The sequence below is a fragment of the Tropicimonas sp. IMCC6043 genome (genome assembly GCF_004146235.1).
Lineage (GTDB): Bacteria > Pseudomonadota > Alphaproteobacteria > Rhodobacterales > Rhodobacteraceae > Tropicimonas.
In genome coordinates, this window is record NZ_SELO01000032.1 from 15,348 (window position 1) to 31,592 (window position 16,245).

15 protein-coding genes are annotated in these 16,245 nt (G+C 63.5%); 13 read left to right on the forward strand and 2 right to left on the reverse strand.

Annotated features, from left to right (window positions below):
- Window positions 1–110: 110 nt before the first annotated feature.
- The 6 genes from EU800_RS20240 (at window position 111) to EU800_RS20265 (ending at window position 6,896) form a co-directional block, all read left to right on the forward strand.
- Entirely contained in the window at window positions 111–590 is a 480-nt protein-coding gene (locus EU800_RS20240; protein ID WP_129635156.1) for a hypothetical protein, read from the forward strand.
- A gap of 30 nt (window positions 591–620) precedes the next feature.
- Window positions 621–845, forward strand: a complete 225-nt coding sequence (locus tag EU800_RS20245; protein ID WP_129635158.1) for a hypothetical protein — start codon at window positions 621–623, stop codon at window positions 843–845.
- 138 nt (window positions 846–983) lie between these two features.
- The gene (locus EU800_RS20250) at window positions 984–2,864 is read left to right on the forward strand and encodes an extracellular solute-binding protein (RefSeq protein WP_129635159.1); all 1,881 of its coding nucleotides are present in this window, start codon (window positions 984–986) and stop codon (window positions 2,862–2,864) included.
- 25 nt (window positions 2,865–2,889) lie between these two features.
- Entirely contained in the window at window positions 2,890–4,047 is a 1,158-nt protein-coding gene (locus EU800_RS20255; protein WP_129635161.1) for a microcin C ABC transporter permease YejB, read from the forward strand.
- A 1-nt stretch (window position 4,048) separates the two neighbouring features.
- On the forward strand, window positions 4,049–5,194 hold the full coding sequence (locus tag EU800_RS20260) for an ABC transporter permease (RefSeq protein WP_129635163.1): 1,146 nt from the start codon (window positions 4,049–4,051) through the stop codon (window positions 5,192–5,194).
- Window positions 5,195–5,264: 70 nt separating this feature from the next.
- Complete coding sequence (locus EU800_RS20265; RefSeq protein ID WP_371685649.1) at window positions 5,265–6,896, forward strand: ABC transporter ATP-binding protein; 1,632 nt, start codon at window positions 5,265–5,267, stop codon at window positions 6,894–6,896.
- Between the two features lie 40 nt (window positions 6,897–6,936).
- Here the strand turns inward: EU800_RS20265 and hemN are convergent, their stop codons facing one another.
- Window positions 6,937–8,292 carry an oxygen-independent coproporphyrinogen III oxidase gene (hemN, locus tag EU800_RS20270; protein WP_129635165.1) on the reverse strand — a complete coding sequence of 452 codons (1,356 nt, stop codon included), beginning with the start codon at window positions 8,290–8,292 and terminating at the stop codon, window positions 6,937–6,939.
- 69 nt (window positions 8,293–8,361) lie between these two features.
- Between hemN and fnrL the strand changes: the two genes are divergently transcribed.
- Window positions 8,362–9,102, forward strand: a complete 741-nt coding sequence (gene fnrL, locus EU800_RS20275) for a transcriptional regulator FnrL (RefSeq protein WP_129635199.1) — start codon at window positions 8,362–8,364, stop codon at window positions 9,100–9,102.
- A 90-nt stretch (window positions 9,103–9,192) separates the two neighbouring features.
- Here the strand turns inward: fnrL and EU800_RS20280 are convergent, their stop codons facing one another.
- Window positions 9,193–10,029, reverse strand: a complete 837-nt coding sequence (locus EU800_RS20280) for a universal stress protein (RefSeq protein WP_129635167.1) — start codon at window positions 10,027–10,029, stop codon at window positions 9,193–9,195.
- 194 nt (window positions 10,030–10,223) lie between these two features.
- Here EU800_RS20280 and ccoN point away from each other — a divergent pair, with 194 nt between their 5' ends.
- The 6 genes from ccoN (at window position 10,224) to EU800_RS20310 (ending at window position 16,242) form a co-directional block, all read left to right on the forward strand.
- The gene (gene ccoN / locus EU800_RS20285) at window positions 10,224–11,846 is read left to right on the forward strand and encodes a cytochrome-c oxidase, cbb3-type subunit I (RefSeq protein WP_129635169.1); all 1,623 of its coding nucleotides are present in this window, start codon (window positions 10,224–10,226) and stop codon (window positions 11,844–11,846) included.
- A 14-nt stretch (window positions 11,847–11,860) separates the two neighbouring features.
- Window positions 11,861–12,586, forward strand: coding sequence for a cytochrome-c oxidase, cbb3-type subunit II (gene ccoO, locus EU800_RS20290; RefSeq protein ID WP_129635171.1), 726 nt, complete (start codon window positions 11,861–11,863; stop codon window positions 12,584–12,586).
- Between the two features lie 13 nt (window positions 12,587–12,599).
- Entirely contained in the window at window positions 12,600–12,815 is a 216-nt protein-coding gene (locus EU800_RS20295) for a cbb3-type cytochrome c oxidase subunit 3 (protein WP_129635173.1), read from the forward strand.
- Window positions 12,812–13,708: a cytochrome-c oxidase, cbb3-type subunit III gene (gene ccoP / locus EU800_RS20300; RefSeq protein WP_129635175.1), complete on the forward strand. Its 897-nt coding sequence runs from the start codon at window positions 12,812–12,814 to the stop codon at window positions 13,706–13,708. The genes EU800_RS20295 and ccoP overlap by 4 nt, the downstream gene beginning before the upstream one ends.
- A 646-nt stretch (window positions 13,709–14,354) precedes the next feature.
- Window positions 14,355–15,794: a cytochrome c oxidase accessory protein CcoG gene (gene ccoG, locus EU800_RS20305; protein WP_129635177.1), complete on the forward strand. Its 1,440-nt coding sequence runs from the start codon at window positions 14,355–14,357 to the stop codon at window positions 15,792–15,794.
- A 1-nt stretch (window position 15,795) separates the two neighbouring features.
- The gene (locus tag EU800_RS20310; RefSeq protein ID WP_129635179.1) at window positions 15,796–16,242 is read left to right on the forward strand and encodes a FixH family protein; all 447 of its coding nucleotides are present in this window, start codon (window positions 15,796–15,798) and stop codon (window positions 16,240–16,242) included.
- The last annotated feature ends 3 nt before the right edge of the window (window positions 16,243–16,245 follow it).

Sequence of the window (16,245 nt, forward strand, 5' to 3'; positions counted from 1 at the left end):
TTGTATTGCGGATGTGGGCGGCGCCTTCGACACCTCGTGCGAATGGTCCCGTTGACCACATCTTATAGAAATGTATAGCCTTTCGGGCATAGCAGGGCGGGGGCGCTCACGTGACACAGACCAGTAAGAACTTGTATCGGGCGATCATTGACGGAACTTTCATTGCGGTCGACCCGACGGCGGACCCGGACTCCGAAGCGCCGGTGGAGGGCGTTCTCTATCCGCGCACCGAGGCATCGACCCATTTTGACCGATTCGGGCGGGAGTGGACCCGCAGGGCGGAGATGACGGTCTTCAGCATGCAGGACGACGCCATGGTCGACATCGACGGCGGGACGGTTCTCTTCGATGTCGTCGGCTGGTTCGGCTATGCCGGCTGGCGGTATTTCGAGCTTCCAGAGGGGACGGTGCTGCCGGAATCGCTCAAGATCGAGCGCAGCCGGCACATCACCAGCAACCTGCCCGGTTCGTTGCAGGGGCGGCGCCATGTCATCGTGCCGCTGACGCGGATGTCGCTCGAGGCCTTCAAGGCGGCGCTCGATCACCTTGCCCGGAACGCGGTGGTGCGGCAGATCGAACTTGCGAGATGACGGAGCATTCCCTGAAATGAGGCCGAGCTGATGCCCGACGTGAGTGGATGGACGCTGGTGATGGCGGTTCAGGCGATCCAGACGGAGATCCTGCGTCTGCGTGGCACTCCGGGCGAGCGTATCGTGCCGGGAGACGAGTTGTTGCTGGTCGATTACGAGACCGCGGCCGAGGAACTCGAGGCGGCTTATGCCGAGGCCGTCCGGCTTCAGCCCAACTTGCCGGATTACTCCCAGCTGGTGAACCGGCGCAGCTAGCACCTCGGGCCCGGCATCCCGGACCCTCCCCGCTGCACCGAACGATCACGCCGGCTCACGGAATCTCGCCTTGTTCCACGACGCGACGCTCTCTAGCTTGTGGCGGAAAGCAAGGTCCTGCCGCCAGAAGGAGCCCCGATGACGAACTCGCTGCCGTCCCCGACGTGCCGGATGCGCGTGTGCGCCATGATCTCAGCAGTCGCCCTGCTTGCCGCAGGGACAATCGCCGAAGCGGCGCCGGAGGGCTGGATCACGTCGCACGGGATCTCGACCTTTCCGGGAGAGTTGAAATACCCGGCCGATTTTCCGCATCTCGACTATGTGAATCCAGACGCACCGAAGGGCGGAGAGATGTCGGTCTGGGCGTTCGGCGGCTATGATTCGATGAACCCCTACACGATCAAGGGCCGTGCCGACCGTCTCGCTTCCGCGCCCTATGAGAGCCTGCTGGAGGCCACCGCCGACGAGATCGGCGCCGAATATGGGCTTCTGGCCGAGACAATCGAATATCCCGAAGACCGTAGCGAGGTGATCTTCACGCTCAGGCCCGAGGCCCGCTTCTCGGACGGCTCGCCGCTCACGGCCGAGGACGTCTTCTTTTCCTACGAACTCTTTCGCGACAAGGGTCTCCCGAGCTTCCGTGCTGTCTTGCAGACCCAGGTCGAGAGCGCCGAAGTGCTCGACGAGCGTCGCATCCGCTTCGTCTTCCCCGAGGACCAGCCCAAGCGCGACCTGATCCAGACGGTGGGCGGCCTGCCGGTGTTCTCCAAGGCGCATTACGAGGCCAACGGGCTCGACCTCGAAGAGAACTCGATGACGCCCTTCCTCGGCTCGGGCCCCTATGTCGCCGAACAGCTCGATGTCGGTAAGCGGTCGGTCTATCGCCGCAACCCGGACTACTGGGGCAAGGACCTGCCGCTTAACAAGGGCCGGCACAATTTCGAGACATTGCGGCTGGAGTATTTCGCCGACTACAACGTCGCGCTCGAGGGCTTCAAAGGCGGCACTTACCTCTTCCGGAACGAGGCCAGCTCGAAGAACTGGGCCACGAGCTACGATTTCCCGGCGGTGACGGACGGCTATGTCATCAAGGCCGAGCTCAACGACGGCACCATCGCCACCGGCCAGAGCTTCGTGATGAACCTGCGCCGGCCGCAGTTCCAGGATCCCAGGGTGCGCGAGGCGATCGGGCTCCTGTTCAACTTCGAATGGTCCAACGAGCAGCTCTTTTACGGCATCTACGAGCGGATCAACTCCTTCTGGGAGAATTCCGACCTCGCCGCGACCGGCCTTCCCTCGGAGGCGGAACTGGCGTTGCTGGAACCACTCGCGGACAAGCTGCCCGAAGGTGTTCTCGACAGCGAACCGGTCATGGCGCCGGTCTCGGGCGACCGCCAGCTCGACCGGGGGAACCTGCGCAAGGCGTTGGCGCTGCTTGACGAGGCCGGCTGGGAAGTTGGCGATGACGGCATGCGCTACAAGGACGGCAAGACGTTGAAGGTGGAATTCCTCAACGACAGCCAGACTTTCGACCGCGTCATCAACCCCTATGTCGAGAACCTGCGCCGTGCTGGTATCGACGCCGTTCACAACCGGGTCGATCAGGCCGAGGCCACCAATCGCGAGCGCAGCTACGATTTCGACATCATGACCGACCAGTTCCCGATGGGCTACATCCCCGGCGCCGGGCTGAAGCAGTATTTCGGCTCGGAGACCGCGGACAGCTCGGTCTTCAACTCGATGGGGCTGAAATCCGAGGCTGTCGACAGCCTGATAAACACGATCATCGCCGCCGAGACCCAGGAAGATCTGGAAAATGGCGTGCGCGCGCTCGACCGGGTGCTGCGCGCCGAACGCTTCTGGGTGCCGCAATGGTACAAGGACAAGCACACGGTGGCCTATTTCGACATCTACGAGCATCCCGACCCGCTGCCGCCCTATGCGCTCGGCAATATGGATTTCTGGTGGTACAATGCCGAAAAGGCTGAACGGCTGAAGGCAGCCGGCGTGCTGCGATAACGAACGAGCGGGCAGAACACCTCGAATGGGCGCCTATATCCTCCGGCGGTTGCTGCTGATCATTCCGACGCTGTTCGGGATCATGCTGATCAACTTCGTTCTGACGCAATTCGTCCCCGGCGGGCCGATCGAACAGATCATTGCCCAGGTCCAGGGTGAGGGCGATGTTTTCCAGGGCATCGCCGGTGGCGCCGACGCCGGTGGCGGAGGTGGCGGCGAGGGCGCGGACGAGCGCTATCTCGGCGCACGCGGCCTGCCGCAGGATTTCCTCGACGAGCTCGAAATCGACATGGGCTTTGCCCGGATCACCTGTGCCGAGGGTTTCGAGGGCACGCCGACGCTCGACGATCCGTCCTGCGAGAAGGAATCCATCGGCATCGTCGAACGCTTCGCCATCCTCATGGGTAATTACCTGCGTTTCGATTTCGGAGAGAGCTATTTCCGCTCGATCTCGGTCGTGGATCTGGTGATCGAAAAGATGCCCGTATCGATCACCCTCGGCCTCTGGTCGACGCTCATCGCCTATATCGTCTCGATCCCGCTTGGTATCCGCAAGGCAGTCCGCGACGGCACCTCCTTCGACACCTGGACGTCCGGCTTCATCATCGTTGCCTACGCGATCCCGGGGTTCCTCTTTGCCATCCTGCTTCTGGTTCTCTTCGCGGGGGGCTCCTACTGGCAGATCTTCCCGCTCCGCGGCCTCGTCTCGGACGGATGGGAAAACCTCTCTTGGCCGGCCAAGATCGGCGACTATTTCTGGCACATCACACTGCCGGTGCTGGCCTCGACGATCTCCAGCTTCGCCACGCTGACGCTGCTGACGAAGAATTCATTCCTCGACGAGATCAAGAAGCAATATGTCATCACTGCCAAGGCCAAGGGGCTGAGCGAGAGCAGGGTCCTCTATGGACACGTCTTCCGCAACGCCATGCTGATCGTCATCGCCGGCTTCCCGGCGGCCTTCCTGTCGGTCTTCTTCGGCGCCTCGATCATCATCGAGACGATCTTCTCGCTGGACGGGCTCGGGCGGCTCGGCTTCGAGGCGGCGGTGGCGCGCGATTACCCGGTGGTCTTCGGCACGCTTTACGTCTTCGGGCTGATCGGCCTTGTGATCGGCATCGTCTCGGACCTGATGTATGTCCTTGTCGATCCACGGATCGACTTCGAAAGCCGGCGGGTGTGAGATGAGCGATATCCCCCAGACCCGCCGCGGTCTCTTCCGCCTTTCGCCGCTCAACCAGCGCCGCTGGCGGAATTTCAAGCGCAACCGGCGCGCCTTCTGGTCGCTACTGGTCTTCGCGGTGCTCTTTGTGACCTCGCTCTTTGCCGAGTTCATCGCCAACGACAAACCGATCCTGGTGAATTACCGGGGTGACTACTATTTCCCGATCCGGAATTTCTATCCGGAGACGGCGTTCGGCGGCGATTTTCCGACCGAGGCGGTCTATCGCGACGTCGAGGTGCAATGTCTGATCATCTCTGGCGGCATTCTCGACTGCTTCGACTATCCCGAGGACGTCATCACCCAGGTCGAGGCCGGGGCGTCCGAGATCGCCGGAGAGCAGGTCGTCCGCGGCTGGATGCTCTGGCCGCCAGTGCCCTACAGCTACAACACGCCCAACACGCTCGGCCAGCCCGCGCCCTCGCCGCCTGATTCCGAGCACTGGCTCGGCACCGACGACGCGACGCGCGACGTGCTGGCGCGTGTGATCTACGGCTTCCGGCTCTCGATCCTCTTCACGCTGATCGTCACGGTTTCGGCCTCGGTCGTCGGCATCATCGCCGGCGCGGTGCAGGGCTTCTTCGGTGGTTGGATCGACCTGTTCTTCCAGCGCTTCATCGAAATCTGGACCTCGACGCCGCAGCTTTACATCATCATCATAATGTTCGCGATCCTGGGGCGAAGCTTCTGGCTCCTGGTGTTTCTCACCGTGCTCTTCGGGTGGCCGGCGCTCGTGGGCGTCGTGCGTGCGGAGTTCCTGCGGGCGCGCAACCTCGAATATGTCCGCGCAGCTAAGGCGCTCGGCGTCTCCAACTGGAAGATCATGTTCCGCCACATGCTGCCCAACGCCATGGTGGCGACCGTGACGATGCTGCCCTTCATCGTCACCGCGACCATCGGCACGCTGGCCTCGCTCGACTTCCTCGGCTTCGGCCTGCCCTCGTCGGCTCCCTCGCTGGGTGAACTGACTCTGCAGGCCAAGCAGAACCTGCAGGCGCCCTGGCTCGGCTTCACCGCCTTCTTTGTCTTCGCCATCATGTTGTCGCTGCTGGTCTTCATCTTCGAGGGTGTGCGGGACGCCTTCGATCCAAGGAAGACCTTCCAATGAGCGCCCGGGCGGAGAGGGTGGAGGGGGGCTGTCTGCGCCCCGCGCCCCAAGGATGCTTGGGAGCAGAAGAATGCGGGAGGGCGACGCGATGAGCGGGCGTCGGCTCCTGAGGGTGCGCGATCTGCGTGTCTCCTTCCGGCAGGACGGGCGGGACATGCCGGCGGTGACGGGCGTTTCCTTCGAGGTCGCGGAGGGCGAGACCGTGGCGCTGGTGGGCGAGTCGGGCTCCGGCAAGTCGGTGACGGCGCTGTCGACGGTCTCGCTTCTGGGCGACAACGCAAAGGTCTCGGGGTCGATCGATTACAAGGGCCGCGAGATGATCGGCGCGCCCGAGGATGTGCTGCGCGACGTGCGCGGCAATGACATCAGCTTCATCTTCCAGGAGCCGATGACCTCACTGAACCCTTTGCACACGCTCGAGCGGCAGCTTGTCGAGTCAATCACTCTGCACCAGGGCCTCGTGGGCGAGCCGGCGCGGGCGCGGGTGCTGGAACTTCTGCACAAGGTCGGGATCCGGGATCCGGAGAGCCGGCTCGGTGCCTATCCGCACCAGCTCTCCGGCGGGCAGCGGCAGCGGGTGATGATCGCCATGGCGCTCGCCAACGGGCCGGATCTGCTCATTGCCGACGAGCCGACCACGGCGCTCGACGTAACGATCCAGGCGCAGATCCTTGAGTTGCTGGCGGAGTTGAAGCGCTCCGAGAAGATGAGCCTCCTGTTCATCACCCACGATCTCGGCATCGTGCGGGCCATCGCAGACCGGGTCTGCGTGATGAAGGACGGGGAGATCGTCGAGACCGGCCCCACGGAAGAGATCTTTGCCTCTCCGCGGCATGACTACACCAAGAAGCTTCTCGCAGCAGAGCCCAAAGGGGTCATGGACCCGGTTGTGGGCGATCCGGAGGTCGTGGTGTCCACCGACAACCTGCGGATCTGGTTCCCGATCCAGCGCGGCTTCTTGCGGCGCACGGTGGGGCATGTGAAAGCAGTAAACGACGCGAGCTTTAGCGTGCGCGCGGGCGAGACGCTGGGGATCGTCGGCGAATCCGGGTCCGGGAAAACCACGCTGGCGCTGGCCGTGATGCGGCTCATCGCCAGCGAAGGGCCGGTGATCTTCATGGGCGAGAACGTTCAGAACAAGCCGCAGCGGGCCTTGCGGGGCCTGCGGCAGCATATGCAGATCGTCTTCCAGGACCCATATGGCAGCCTCAGCCCGCGCATGAATGTCGAGCAGATCATCGCCGAGGGGCTCGGTGTCCACAAGCTCGACCGCGGGCGGTCGCGCCGACAGATGGTCGCCGACATCATGACGGAGGTCGGGCTCGACCCGACGACGATGCATCGCTATCCGCACGAATTCTCGGGCGGGCAGCGACAGCGGATCGCCATCGCCCGGGCGATGATCCTCGAACCGCGCCTGGTGGTGCTCGACGAGCCGACCTCGGCGCTCGACATGACGGTGCAGGTGCAGATCGTGGAACTGCTCCGTCGACTGCAGGCGAAGCACGGGCTGGCCTATCTCTTCATCAGCCATGACCTGAGGGTGGTGCGGGCGCTGAGCCACAAGGTCATCGTCATGAAGCAGGGCGATATCCTGGAAAGCGGCACCGCGCAGGAGGTATTCGCCGCGCCGAAGACGGCGTATACGCGGGAACTCATCGCCGCGGCGTTCAACCTCAAGGATGCGTCCGCGGCGGGCTGAGTCCACCCGGACGGAAAGCGCGGCGCCGTTGTCCGGCTGGTCAGATCGCCGAGCTGTGCCCCGTCTTCGCCATTTCGTAGGCGTCGAAGGCTTTCGCGATCATGCGGGTAAGGGGACGGCCGGCCGGCGTGATCTCGAAGCCCGCGGGCGTAATCTCGACGAACTCGCCAAATCGCAGCTTTGCCGAGGCGAAGAGGTCCGAAACGAAGTCCGGCCTCGCGCCGAAATCGCGTTCGATCTCCGCGCGGTGGATGCGGAAGCTGCACATCAGCGTCTCGATCATCCGGGCCCGCGCGAGGTCCTCGCCGGCAAAGGCATGGCCGCGTCCGGTGGCGAAGCGACCCTCCTGAATCGCCTTGGCGTACTCCCCGGTGCCGGAGATGTTCTGCGCGTAGCCTTGCGGGAAGCGCGAGATCGCAGAAGCGCCAAGGCCGATCAGCGCTGGCGCCGGGTCCACGGTATAGCCCTGGAAGTTCCGGCGGAGCGTGCCGTCGCGGGCGGCGATGGCCATCGAATCGCCCTTGGCGGCAAAATGGTCGATGCCGATCTCATCGTAGCCGTCCCAGAGGAAGAGCCGCCGGGCGGTATCGAAGAGATGCAGCCGTTCCTCGGGCGTGGGCAGCGCATCAGACGGAATCAGCGTCTGCCGCCGCGCCATCCAGGGGACGTGGGCATAGCCATAGAGCGCCACGCGGTCGGGCGAGAGCGAGAGAAGTTTCTGCACAGAGTCGGTGATCTTCGCGCGGCTCTGATGCGGCAGGCCATAGAGGATGTCGGTGTTGAGGCTCTTGACGCCGCGGTCGCGGATGCCGTCCACCGCCGCCTGAGTAATCTCGAAGCCCTGCTCGCGGCCGATCACCTTCTGGATATCGGGGTCAAAATCCTGCACCCCGATCGAGGCGCGTGTCATGCCGGCCGCAGCCAGAGCGTCCAGGCGGGCGTCGTCGATCTCGTTGGGGTCGATCTCGACAGAGAACTCGCCGCCTTCTGCCAGCGGAACCGCGCGGAACACCGAATCGGCGAGGTCCGTCATCATCTCCGGGGACAGCAAGGTAGGTGTGCCGCCGCCCCAGTGCAGGGCGGACAATTTGACGCCGCTCGGCAGTACGGCGGCAAACATGTCGATCTCGGCTTTCAGCGTCTCGAGATAGCCGGCCACCGGCGACAGAGTTGCAGTCCCCTGCGTCCTGCAGGCGCAGAACCAGCAAAGCCTTCTACAAAACGGAATATGTATATATAGTGACACCTCCGAGTCGGGCGGCAGGGCTGCCACCCAATCCGAGAAATGGGACGACCCGACGGCGCTGTTGAAATGCGGTGCAGTCGGATAGCTTGTGTAGCGTGGCACCCGGGCGTCGAAGAGCCCGAGCTTCGCGAGTTGCGATACGGTTTCCATGGGAATACAGATAGGGGCAGGGCGTCGGGAGGACTTTGATTGAAATCAAGTGGGCGCGCGCGGACGGAAATGCAGGAACTTGAACTCACACATGTGGATTGCCGGGATTGCCCGATCAGGCATCGAGCGGTCTGCGCGCGCTGCGAACCCGACGAACTCGCGCAGCTCGAAGAGGTCAAATACTATCGTACCTTCGAGGCCGGCCAGACCATCGCATGGACCGGCGACCGGCTCGATTTCGTGGCCTCGGTGGTCAGCGGTATTGCCACGCTCAGCCAGACGCTCGAGGACGGGCGCACCCAGATGGTGGGCCTGCTGCTGCCGTCGGATTTCATGGGCCGGCCGGGGCGCGAGATGGCGACCTACGACGTGACAGCGACCACCGAGGTGACGATGTGTTGCTTCCGCCGCCGACCCTTCGAGGAGTTGATGCGCACGACCCCGCACATTTCGCAGCGTCTGCTGGAGATGACGCTGGACGAGCTCGACGCGGCGCGCGAATGGATGCTGCTGCTGGGGCGCAAGACCGCGCGGGAAAAGATTGCCTCGCTCCTGACGATCATCGCACGGCGCGACGCCACGCTGAATCTTGCCAAGACCGGCGGTTCGCTGGAATTCGACCTGCCGCTGACCCGCGAGGCGATGGCGGACTATCTCGGGCTGACGCTCGAGACGGTGAGCCGGCAGGTTTCGGCGCTCAAGCGCGAGGGCGTGATCGAACTGGCCGGCAAGCGGCATATCTCGGTGCCCGACTTTGACCGGCTGATGCTGGAGACCGGCGACGATTGCGACGGCGGGATGCCGGTCTGACGGGCCAACCCCGATCGACTTTCCCGAACTACAGTAGACAAGGTGGACGGCACGGAGACCGTGCCGCCTTGTAGCCGGTTCCCGTGCGCCTCAGTGGCTCATGAAGACAGGGATCTTGGCCGCCTCAAGCATGTCGCGGGTCGCGCCACCCATGATTGCCTCGCGGAAGCGCGAATGGCCGTAGGCGCCCATGACGAGGAGGTCGGCCTGCTGGTCGTCGCAGTGGCGCGCAAGAACGTCCGCGGTGCGCGGCATGGTGCCGGCGATGACCGAGATCTCGGCGCGCACGCCGTGGCGGGACAGCATCTGGCTCAGCATTCCGCCCGGATCGGATCGGTCGGGGCCGTGGCGCGGCGGGTCGATGATGACGATATTCGCCTGGGACGCCTGTTGCAGCAGTGGCAACGCGGCGCGGATCGCGTCGAGCGCCTCGGCGCTCTGGTTCCAAGCCAGCACCACCTTCTCCGGTCGCTTGAGCACGGTGCCCTCCGGCAGAACCAGAACCGGCACGTTTCCGGCGAAGAGCGCCGCCTCCAGCACCGCCTCCTCGGCCACGCCCCTGTCCTCGCCATAGGGCTTGGGCAAAACGACAAGATCGCAGAACCGGGACCGGTTGCCGACCAGTGTCTGGATCGTGCCGATCTGTGCCAATGCGGAGTCGCTGGCCCAGCGGCATTGCCGCCCCTTGAGCCGCTCGCGCACCGCGGCTTCGATCTCGGCGGCCTCCTCGCGGGCACGTTCGAGTGTCGCCTGCTCGATGAGCGCGTTGGTTCCGGCATAATAGTAGCCGGGCGTGGAATGGTCGATTCCGAGCGCCAGGATCTCCAGGTGCCCATCCTGCGCCTGGGTCAGCGCGATCGCGCCTTCCAGAGCGGAACGATCGAGATCGGCGGTGGTCACGACCGCAAGTATCGACTTGTAAGCCATTTGGGTATCTCTCGGTTCTTCGCTTGGGAAAAGTGTAGGAGTCGGCCACTCGAGACGCCTTGACCTGCCTCAATCTCCGCCTGCGACGACATTGACCTAGATCAAGGCGGCACATGCCCCATACCATCAGAAGCGGATAAAGTATTGCGACGGGGGGAGTGTGTTCTCCCCATAATCAGAACAAGGGACACACCATGTTGAATTACGCCAGGATCGCGGCGTTGGGGTTGGTGGCGTTGGCGACGGCGATGGCGGCCAACTATGCGCGCGACACAGCCTATCTCTTCCACGCGATTATTATCTTGGTCGCAGCGGCGGCGGCCTTCATCTGGAGCGTGCGCCAGCTTGAAGAGCATCCCGACAAGGAGGCCGCCGACGCCGGCATGGCAAATGTTGGCTATATGGATGGCGTGGTGCGTTACGGTGTCATCGCCACCACGTTCTGGGGTGTCGTCGGCTTCCTCGTCGGCGTCTTCATCGCCTTCCAACTCGCCTTCCCGGTGCTCAACTTCGAATGGGCCCAGGGCTACATGAATTTCGGCCGCCTGCGGCCGCTGCACACCTCGGCAGTGATCTTCGCCTTCGGCGGCAACGCGCTTCTGGCAACGTCGTTCTACGTGGTGCAGCGGACCTCCGCGGCGCGGCTCTGGGGCGGCAACCTCGCCTGGGTCGTGTTCTGGGGCTACCAACTCTTCATCGTTCTGGCCGCGACCGGCTACATCCTGGGCGCCACCCAATCCAAGGAATATGCGGAGCCGGAGTGGTATGTTGATCTCTGGTTGACGATCATCTGGGTCTTCTACCTGATGGTATTCCTCGGCACGATCCTGAAGCGCAAGGAAAAGCACATCTACGTGGCGAACTGGTTCTTCCTGAGCTTCATCGTCACCATCGCAATGCTGCACATCGTCAACAACCTCAGCCTGCCGGTGTCGATCTTCGGCGCCAAGTCGGTGCAGGTTTTCTCCGGCGTGCAGGATGCGATGACCCAGTGGTGGTACGGCCACAACGCGGTGGGCTTCTTCCTGACCGCAGGCTTCCTCGGCATGATGTATTACTTCGTGCCGAAGCAGGCCGAGCGGCCGGTCTTCTCCTACAAGCTGTCGATCATCCACTTCTGGGCGCTGATCTTCCTCTACATCTGGGCCGGTCCGCACCACTTGCATTACACCGCGCTGCCGGACTGGGCCTCGACCCTCGGTATGGTGTTCTCGATCATGCTGTGGATGCCCTCCTGGGGCGGCATGATCAACGGCCTGATGACGCTCTCCGGAGCCTGGGACAAGCTCCGGACCGACCCGATCATCCGCATGATGGTCGTCTCGATCGGCTTCTACGGCATGTCCACCTTCGAAGGCCCGATGATGTCGATCAAGGCGGTGAACTCGCTCAGCCACTACACCGACTGGACCATCGGCCACGTCCATTCGGGCGCCCTTGGCTGGAACGGCATGATCACCTTCGGGGCTCTCTACTTCCTGACGCCGCGGCTCTGGAAGCGGGAGCGGCTCTACTCGATGGCCGCTGTCAACTGGCACTTCTGGCTCGCAACGATCGGCATCGTTCTCTACGCCGCGTCGATGTGGGTCTCGGGGATCATGCAGGGCCTGATGTGGCGTGAAGTCGACGCCAACGGCTTCCTGGTGAACTCCTTTGCCGACACGGTTGCCGCGATGCACCCGATGTATGTCGTCCGGGCCCTCGGCGGTGTGCTCTACCTGACCGGCGGCATCATCATGGCCGCCAACCTCTGGCTCACCATCACCCGCGGCGAGCCGAAGGTTGCGCCTGCCATTGCCGCTGCGCCGGCTGAATAGGGAGGGACGAGAAAATGGCCCTTATCGACAAGCACAAGATCGTCGAGACCAACGCGACCATCCTGTTCGCGCTCAGCTTTCTCGTCGTGACCATCGGCGGTATCGTCGAGATCGCGCCGCTCTTCTATCTCGAGAACACGATCGAGGATGTGGAGGGCGTGCGCCCCTACTCCCCGCTCGAACTCGAGGGGCGGAACATCTATATCCGCGAAGGCTGCTATGTCTGCCACAGCCAGATGATCCGTCCGATGCGGGACGAGGTGGAGCGCTACGGTCACTACTCTCTCGCGGCCGAGTCGAAATATGACCACCCGTTCCAGTGGGGGTCGAAGCGGACCGGGCCCGACCTGGCCCGCGTCGGCGGACGCTTCTCGGATGCGTGGCACGTGGATCACCTGACCAATCCGCAATCGGTGGTGCCGGAATCGGTGATGCCGAAATACGGCTTCCTGCTCAACCGGATGGTGGACGGGAAATACATCGAGGACATCATGCGGACCAACCGGACCGTCGGCGTGCCATATACTGACGAGATGCTCGATGCCGCCTTGGCGGACTTCGAAGCCCAGGCCGATCCGGACAGCGACTACGACGCGCTGCTCGAGCGGTATCCGGGCGCGCAGGTGCGCAACTTCGACAGCCGGCCGGGCATTTCCGAGATGGACGCGCTTCTCGCCTATCTCCAGATGCTTGGAACGCTTGTCGATTTCTCGACATTCGAGCCCGTCGCCAGTCGCTGAGGAGCAGGCAAGGATGGACACCTATTCCTTCCTGCGCGAGTTCGCGGACAGCTGGGTTCTGCTGTTCCTCGTGCTCGTCTTCCTTGGAGTGATCGTCTGGGTCTTCCGCCCGGGCGCCTCCGAGGTGCAACGCGACAGTGCCAATATCATCTTCCGTCATGAGGACGCCCCCGACGATTCCGAGAGCGGGCATCTGGCGGAACTCGAACCCAAGGAGGCTCGGGAATGAGCAAGCAACCGATCAAGAAAGAAAAGGTCGAGCCGCAGACCACCGGCCACAGCTGGGACGGCATCGAGGAATACAACAACCCGCTGCCGCGCTGGTGGCTGTGGGTGTTCTATGCAACGGTCGTATGGGGCCTGATCTACACGATCCTGTATCCCGCCTGGCCGATGGTCAGCGGCGCTACCTCCGGCATCCTCGGCCATTCGACCCGTGCTGATGTTGCGGCAGAGATTGCGCGTTTCGACGAGGCCAATTCCGGCATCCAGCAGCAGCTGGTCGACGCGGAACTCACAGAGATCTCGGCCGATCCGGAGCTCAACAGCTACGCCCAGAACGCGGGCGCGGCGGTGTTCCGCACCTGGTGCGCGCAGTGCCACGGCGCCGGTGCCCAGGGCGCCCAGGCGTCGGGCTACCCGAGCCTGCTCGACGACGACTGGCTCTGGGGCGGCACGATCGAGGAGATCCACGACACGATCGCCTACGGTATCCGCTACAACGACGACTCGCTGCGGTTCGGAGACATGCTGGCCTTCGGTCGGGACGAGCTTCTGACCGACGAGGAGATCTACCAGGTCATCGCCCATGTTCAGAAGATCTCCGGACAGGAGTATGACGAGGGTCTCGAGGCGGCCGGCGCGGTGATTTTCGAGGAGCAATGCGCTTCGTGCCACATGGAAGACGGCACGGGCGAGAAAACGCTCGGCGCGCCGAACCTGACCGACGCGATCTGGCTCTATGGTGGTGACGAGGCGACTCTCTACGAGACCATCTGGGGCGGCCGCGCCGGCGTCATGCCGGCGCGTGGCGGTGCTCCGGAGACCGTCGTCGACGAGGCCATGCTCCGCGCCGTGGCGACCTATGTCCACAGCCTCGGCGGCGGCGTCGCCTCCGAGTAACGACCGGGCACATAGCCACGACGGACAGCTTGGCGCCCTGCTTCCGGACCTTCCGGGGCGGGGCGTCTTCGTTTTGTCCCCGCGATCACTCGCAGCCGGGCGGGCTGGGTCGGGAACCGGACATCCACTCCATGGAATGAAGCGCGTCTCACGCGTTCGGCGGCCCTTATCACCACAGTAATTTGTCCGTCCGCGCCGCCAGCATTGACGACAAGTCATGGCTGCATTGCGGGAAATAATAGGTATATGAGATTCGCATTTGATCTGGATCAATGTGAAAACCCGGCCTGGGCCGTAAACAGGAGTCAACGACAAGGACGGCACAATGACCGTTCAAGTCGGAACATACATAGCGTTTCCAGAGGGTGTCCTCCCCTGGAAGATACGCCCCGGCTCTCCGTCCTGTTCGCGCGTTTCCTAGGAGAGCTGGGGCGCCTTTGTTTTCAGCCCCGTCCTGCTCCAATCCACCCGATCTCACATTCAATTGACTGCGCGCGACACGCGGGCGCAGGGCTTCGTGGCGCTGTTTTTGATATCGACACTGGAATGGCCGCCACGATGGCCTATTGATACATGTCAAAGACGCCTTTCTGGCGCCGTCCCTAATACGGACGAACTGCGAACTTTCAGTCATCGGAGAGCCTTCGTGAGCGACACAGGCAGCCAGCCCGAGCAGCTATATGCGGCCCGCGAACCCGTCTTCCCCCGAAAGGTGTACGGACCCTTCCGGAATCTCAAATGGGGCATCATGATCGTGACCCTGGGCATCTACTACCTGACGCCCTGGATCCGCTGGGACCGTGGCCCGAACCTGCCCGATCAGGCTGTCCTGGTCGATCTCGCGAACCGCCGCTTCTTCTTCTTCTGGATCGAGATCTGGCCGCACGAGTTCTACTTTGTCGCCGGATTGCTGATCATGGCCGGGCTTGGCCTGTTCCTCTTCACCTCGGCTCTTGGCCGCGTCTGGTGCGGCTATACCTGCCCGCAGACGGTCTGGACCGACCTCTTCATCCTCGTCGAGCGCTGGATCGAGGGTGACCGCAACGCCCGTCTGCGGTTGCACCGGCAGGCGAAATGGGACGCGCGAAAGATCCGGCTGCGCGCCACGAAATTCACCGTCTGGACGCTGATCGCCATGGCGACCGGAGGCGCCTGGGTGTTCTACTTCACCGATGCGCCCACCCTCCTGGGCGATCTCTTCACCGGCAACGCCCATCCGGCCGCCTATACCTCGGTCGCCGTCCTGACCTTCACCACGCTGGTCTTCGGCGGCTTCATGCGCGAGCAGGTCTGCATCTACATGTGCCCCTGGCCGCGCATCCAGGCGGCGATGATGGACCCGGACACGATCACCATCGGCTACCGCGAGTGGCGGGGCGAGCCGCGCGGCAAGCACCGCAAGTCCGCGGAGGCAGGCGAGCTTGGCGACTGCATCGACTGCATGGCCTGCGTCAACGTATGTCCGACGGGTGTGGACATCCGCGACGGCCAGCAGCTCGGATGCATCACCTGCGGCCTCTGCATCGACGCCTGCAACGACATCATGGACAAGGTCGGCAAGCCGCGCGGCCTGATCGGCTACATGGCGCTCTCGGACGAAGTGCGTGAACGCGCCGGCGAAAAGCCGAAATCCGTCTGGAAACACGTATTCCGCGTCCGCACGATCCTCTACACGACGCTCTGGTCTGCCGTCGGCATCGGCCTCGTGGTGATGCTGTTCGTGCGGCCGGACATCTCTGCCACCGTCCACCCCGTGCGGCAACCGCTCTACGTCACGATGTCGGACGGCACGATCCGCAACACCTACGATTTCGGGCTTCGCAACAAACATGGCGAGGATCGGCGTTTCCGGGTGACGCTCAGGTCGGAGCACCCGGATCTGCGCCTCGCCATCGAAGGCACGCCCTACGAGAGCTTCATGGTGCCCGCCAACACCACCGGCAAGGAACGCGTCTACGTGCTGGCACCGAAGAGCTCGGTGCCGGCCTCGGCTGACCGTACTCCGATCCGCTTCTGGGTGGAGGACTTGTCGAGCGGCGAACGTGTTTATAAGGATGCGACGTTCGTCGGAACCGGAGCGCGCTGATATGGCCCTGACAGGTCGCAAGGTCCTCTTTTTCACCGTCGGTGCCTTCGGCGTGGTGATCGCGGTGAACGTCACCATGGCGTATCTCGCCGTCGGCACCTTCCCCGGACTCGAGGTGAAGAATTCCTACGTCGCCAGCCAAAGCTTCGACGCCGATCGTGCCGCCCAGGAGGCGCTTGGTTGGACCGCCGAGGCGGGCGTCGCCGACGGCGTCCTGACCATCGCCTTTACCGGACGCACCGGCTACCCGGTGGAGGTCGCGTCCATCGATGCAACGGTAGGTCGCCCGACCCAGGTCAAGGACGATGTGACGCCGGACTTCGCCTATCGCAACGGCACTTTCACCGCGCCGGTAGACCTGGAGCCAGGAAGGTGGGATATTCGCATGGTTGCGACGGCGCCCGACGGGACGCCGTTCAAGCAGCGGATTGAAATCATCATCGACTGACGG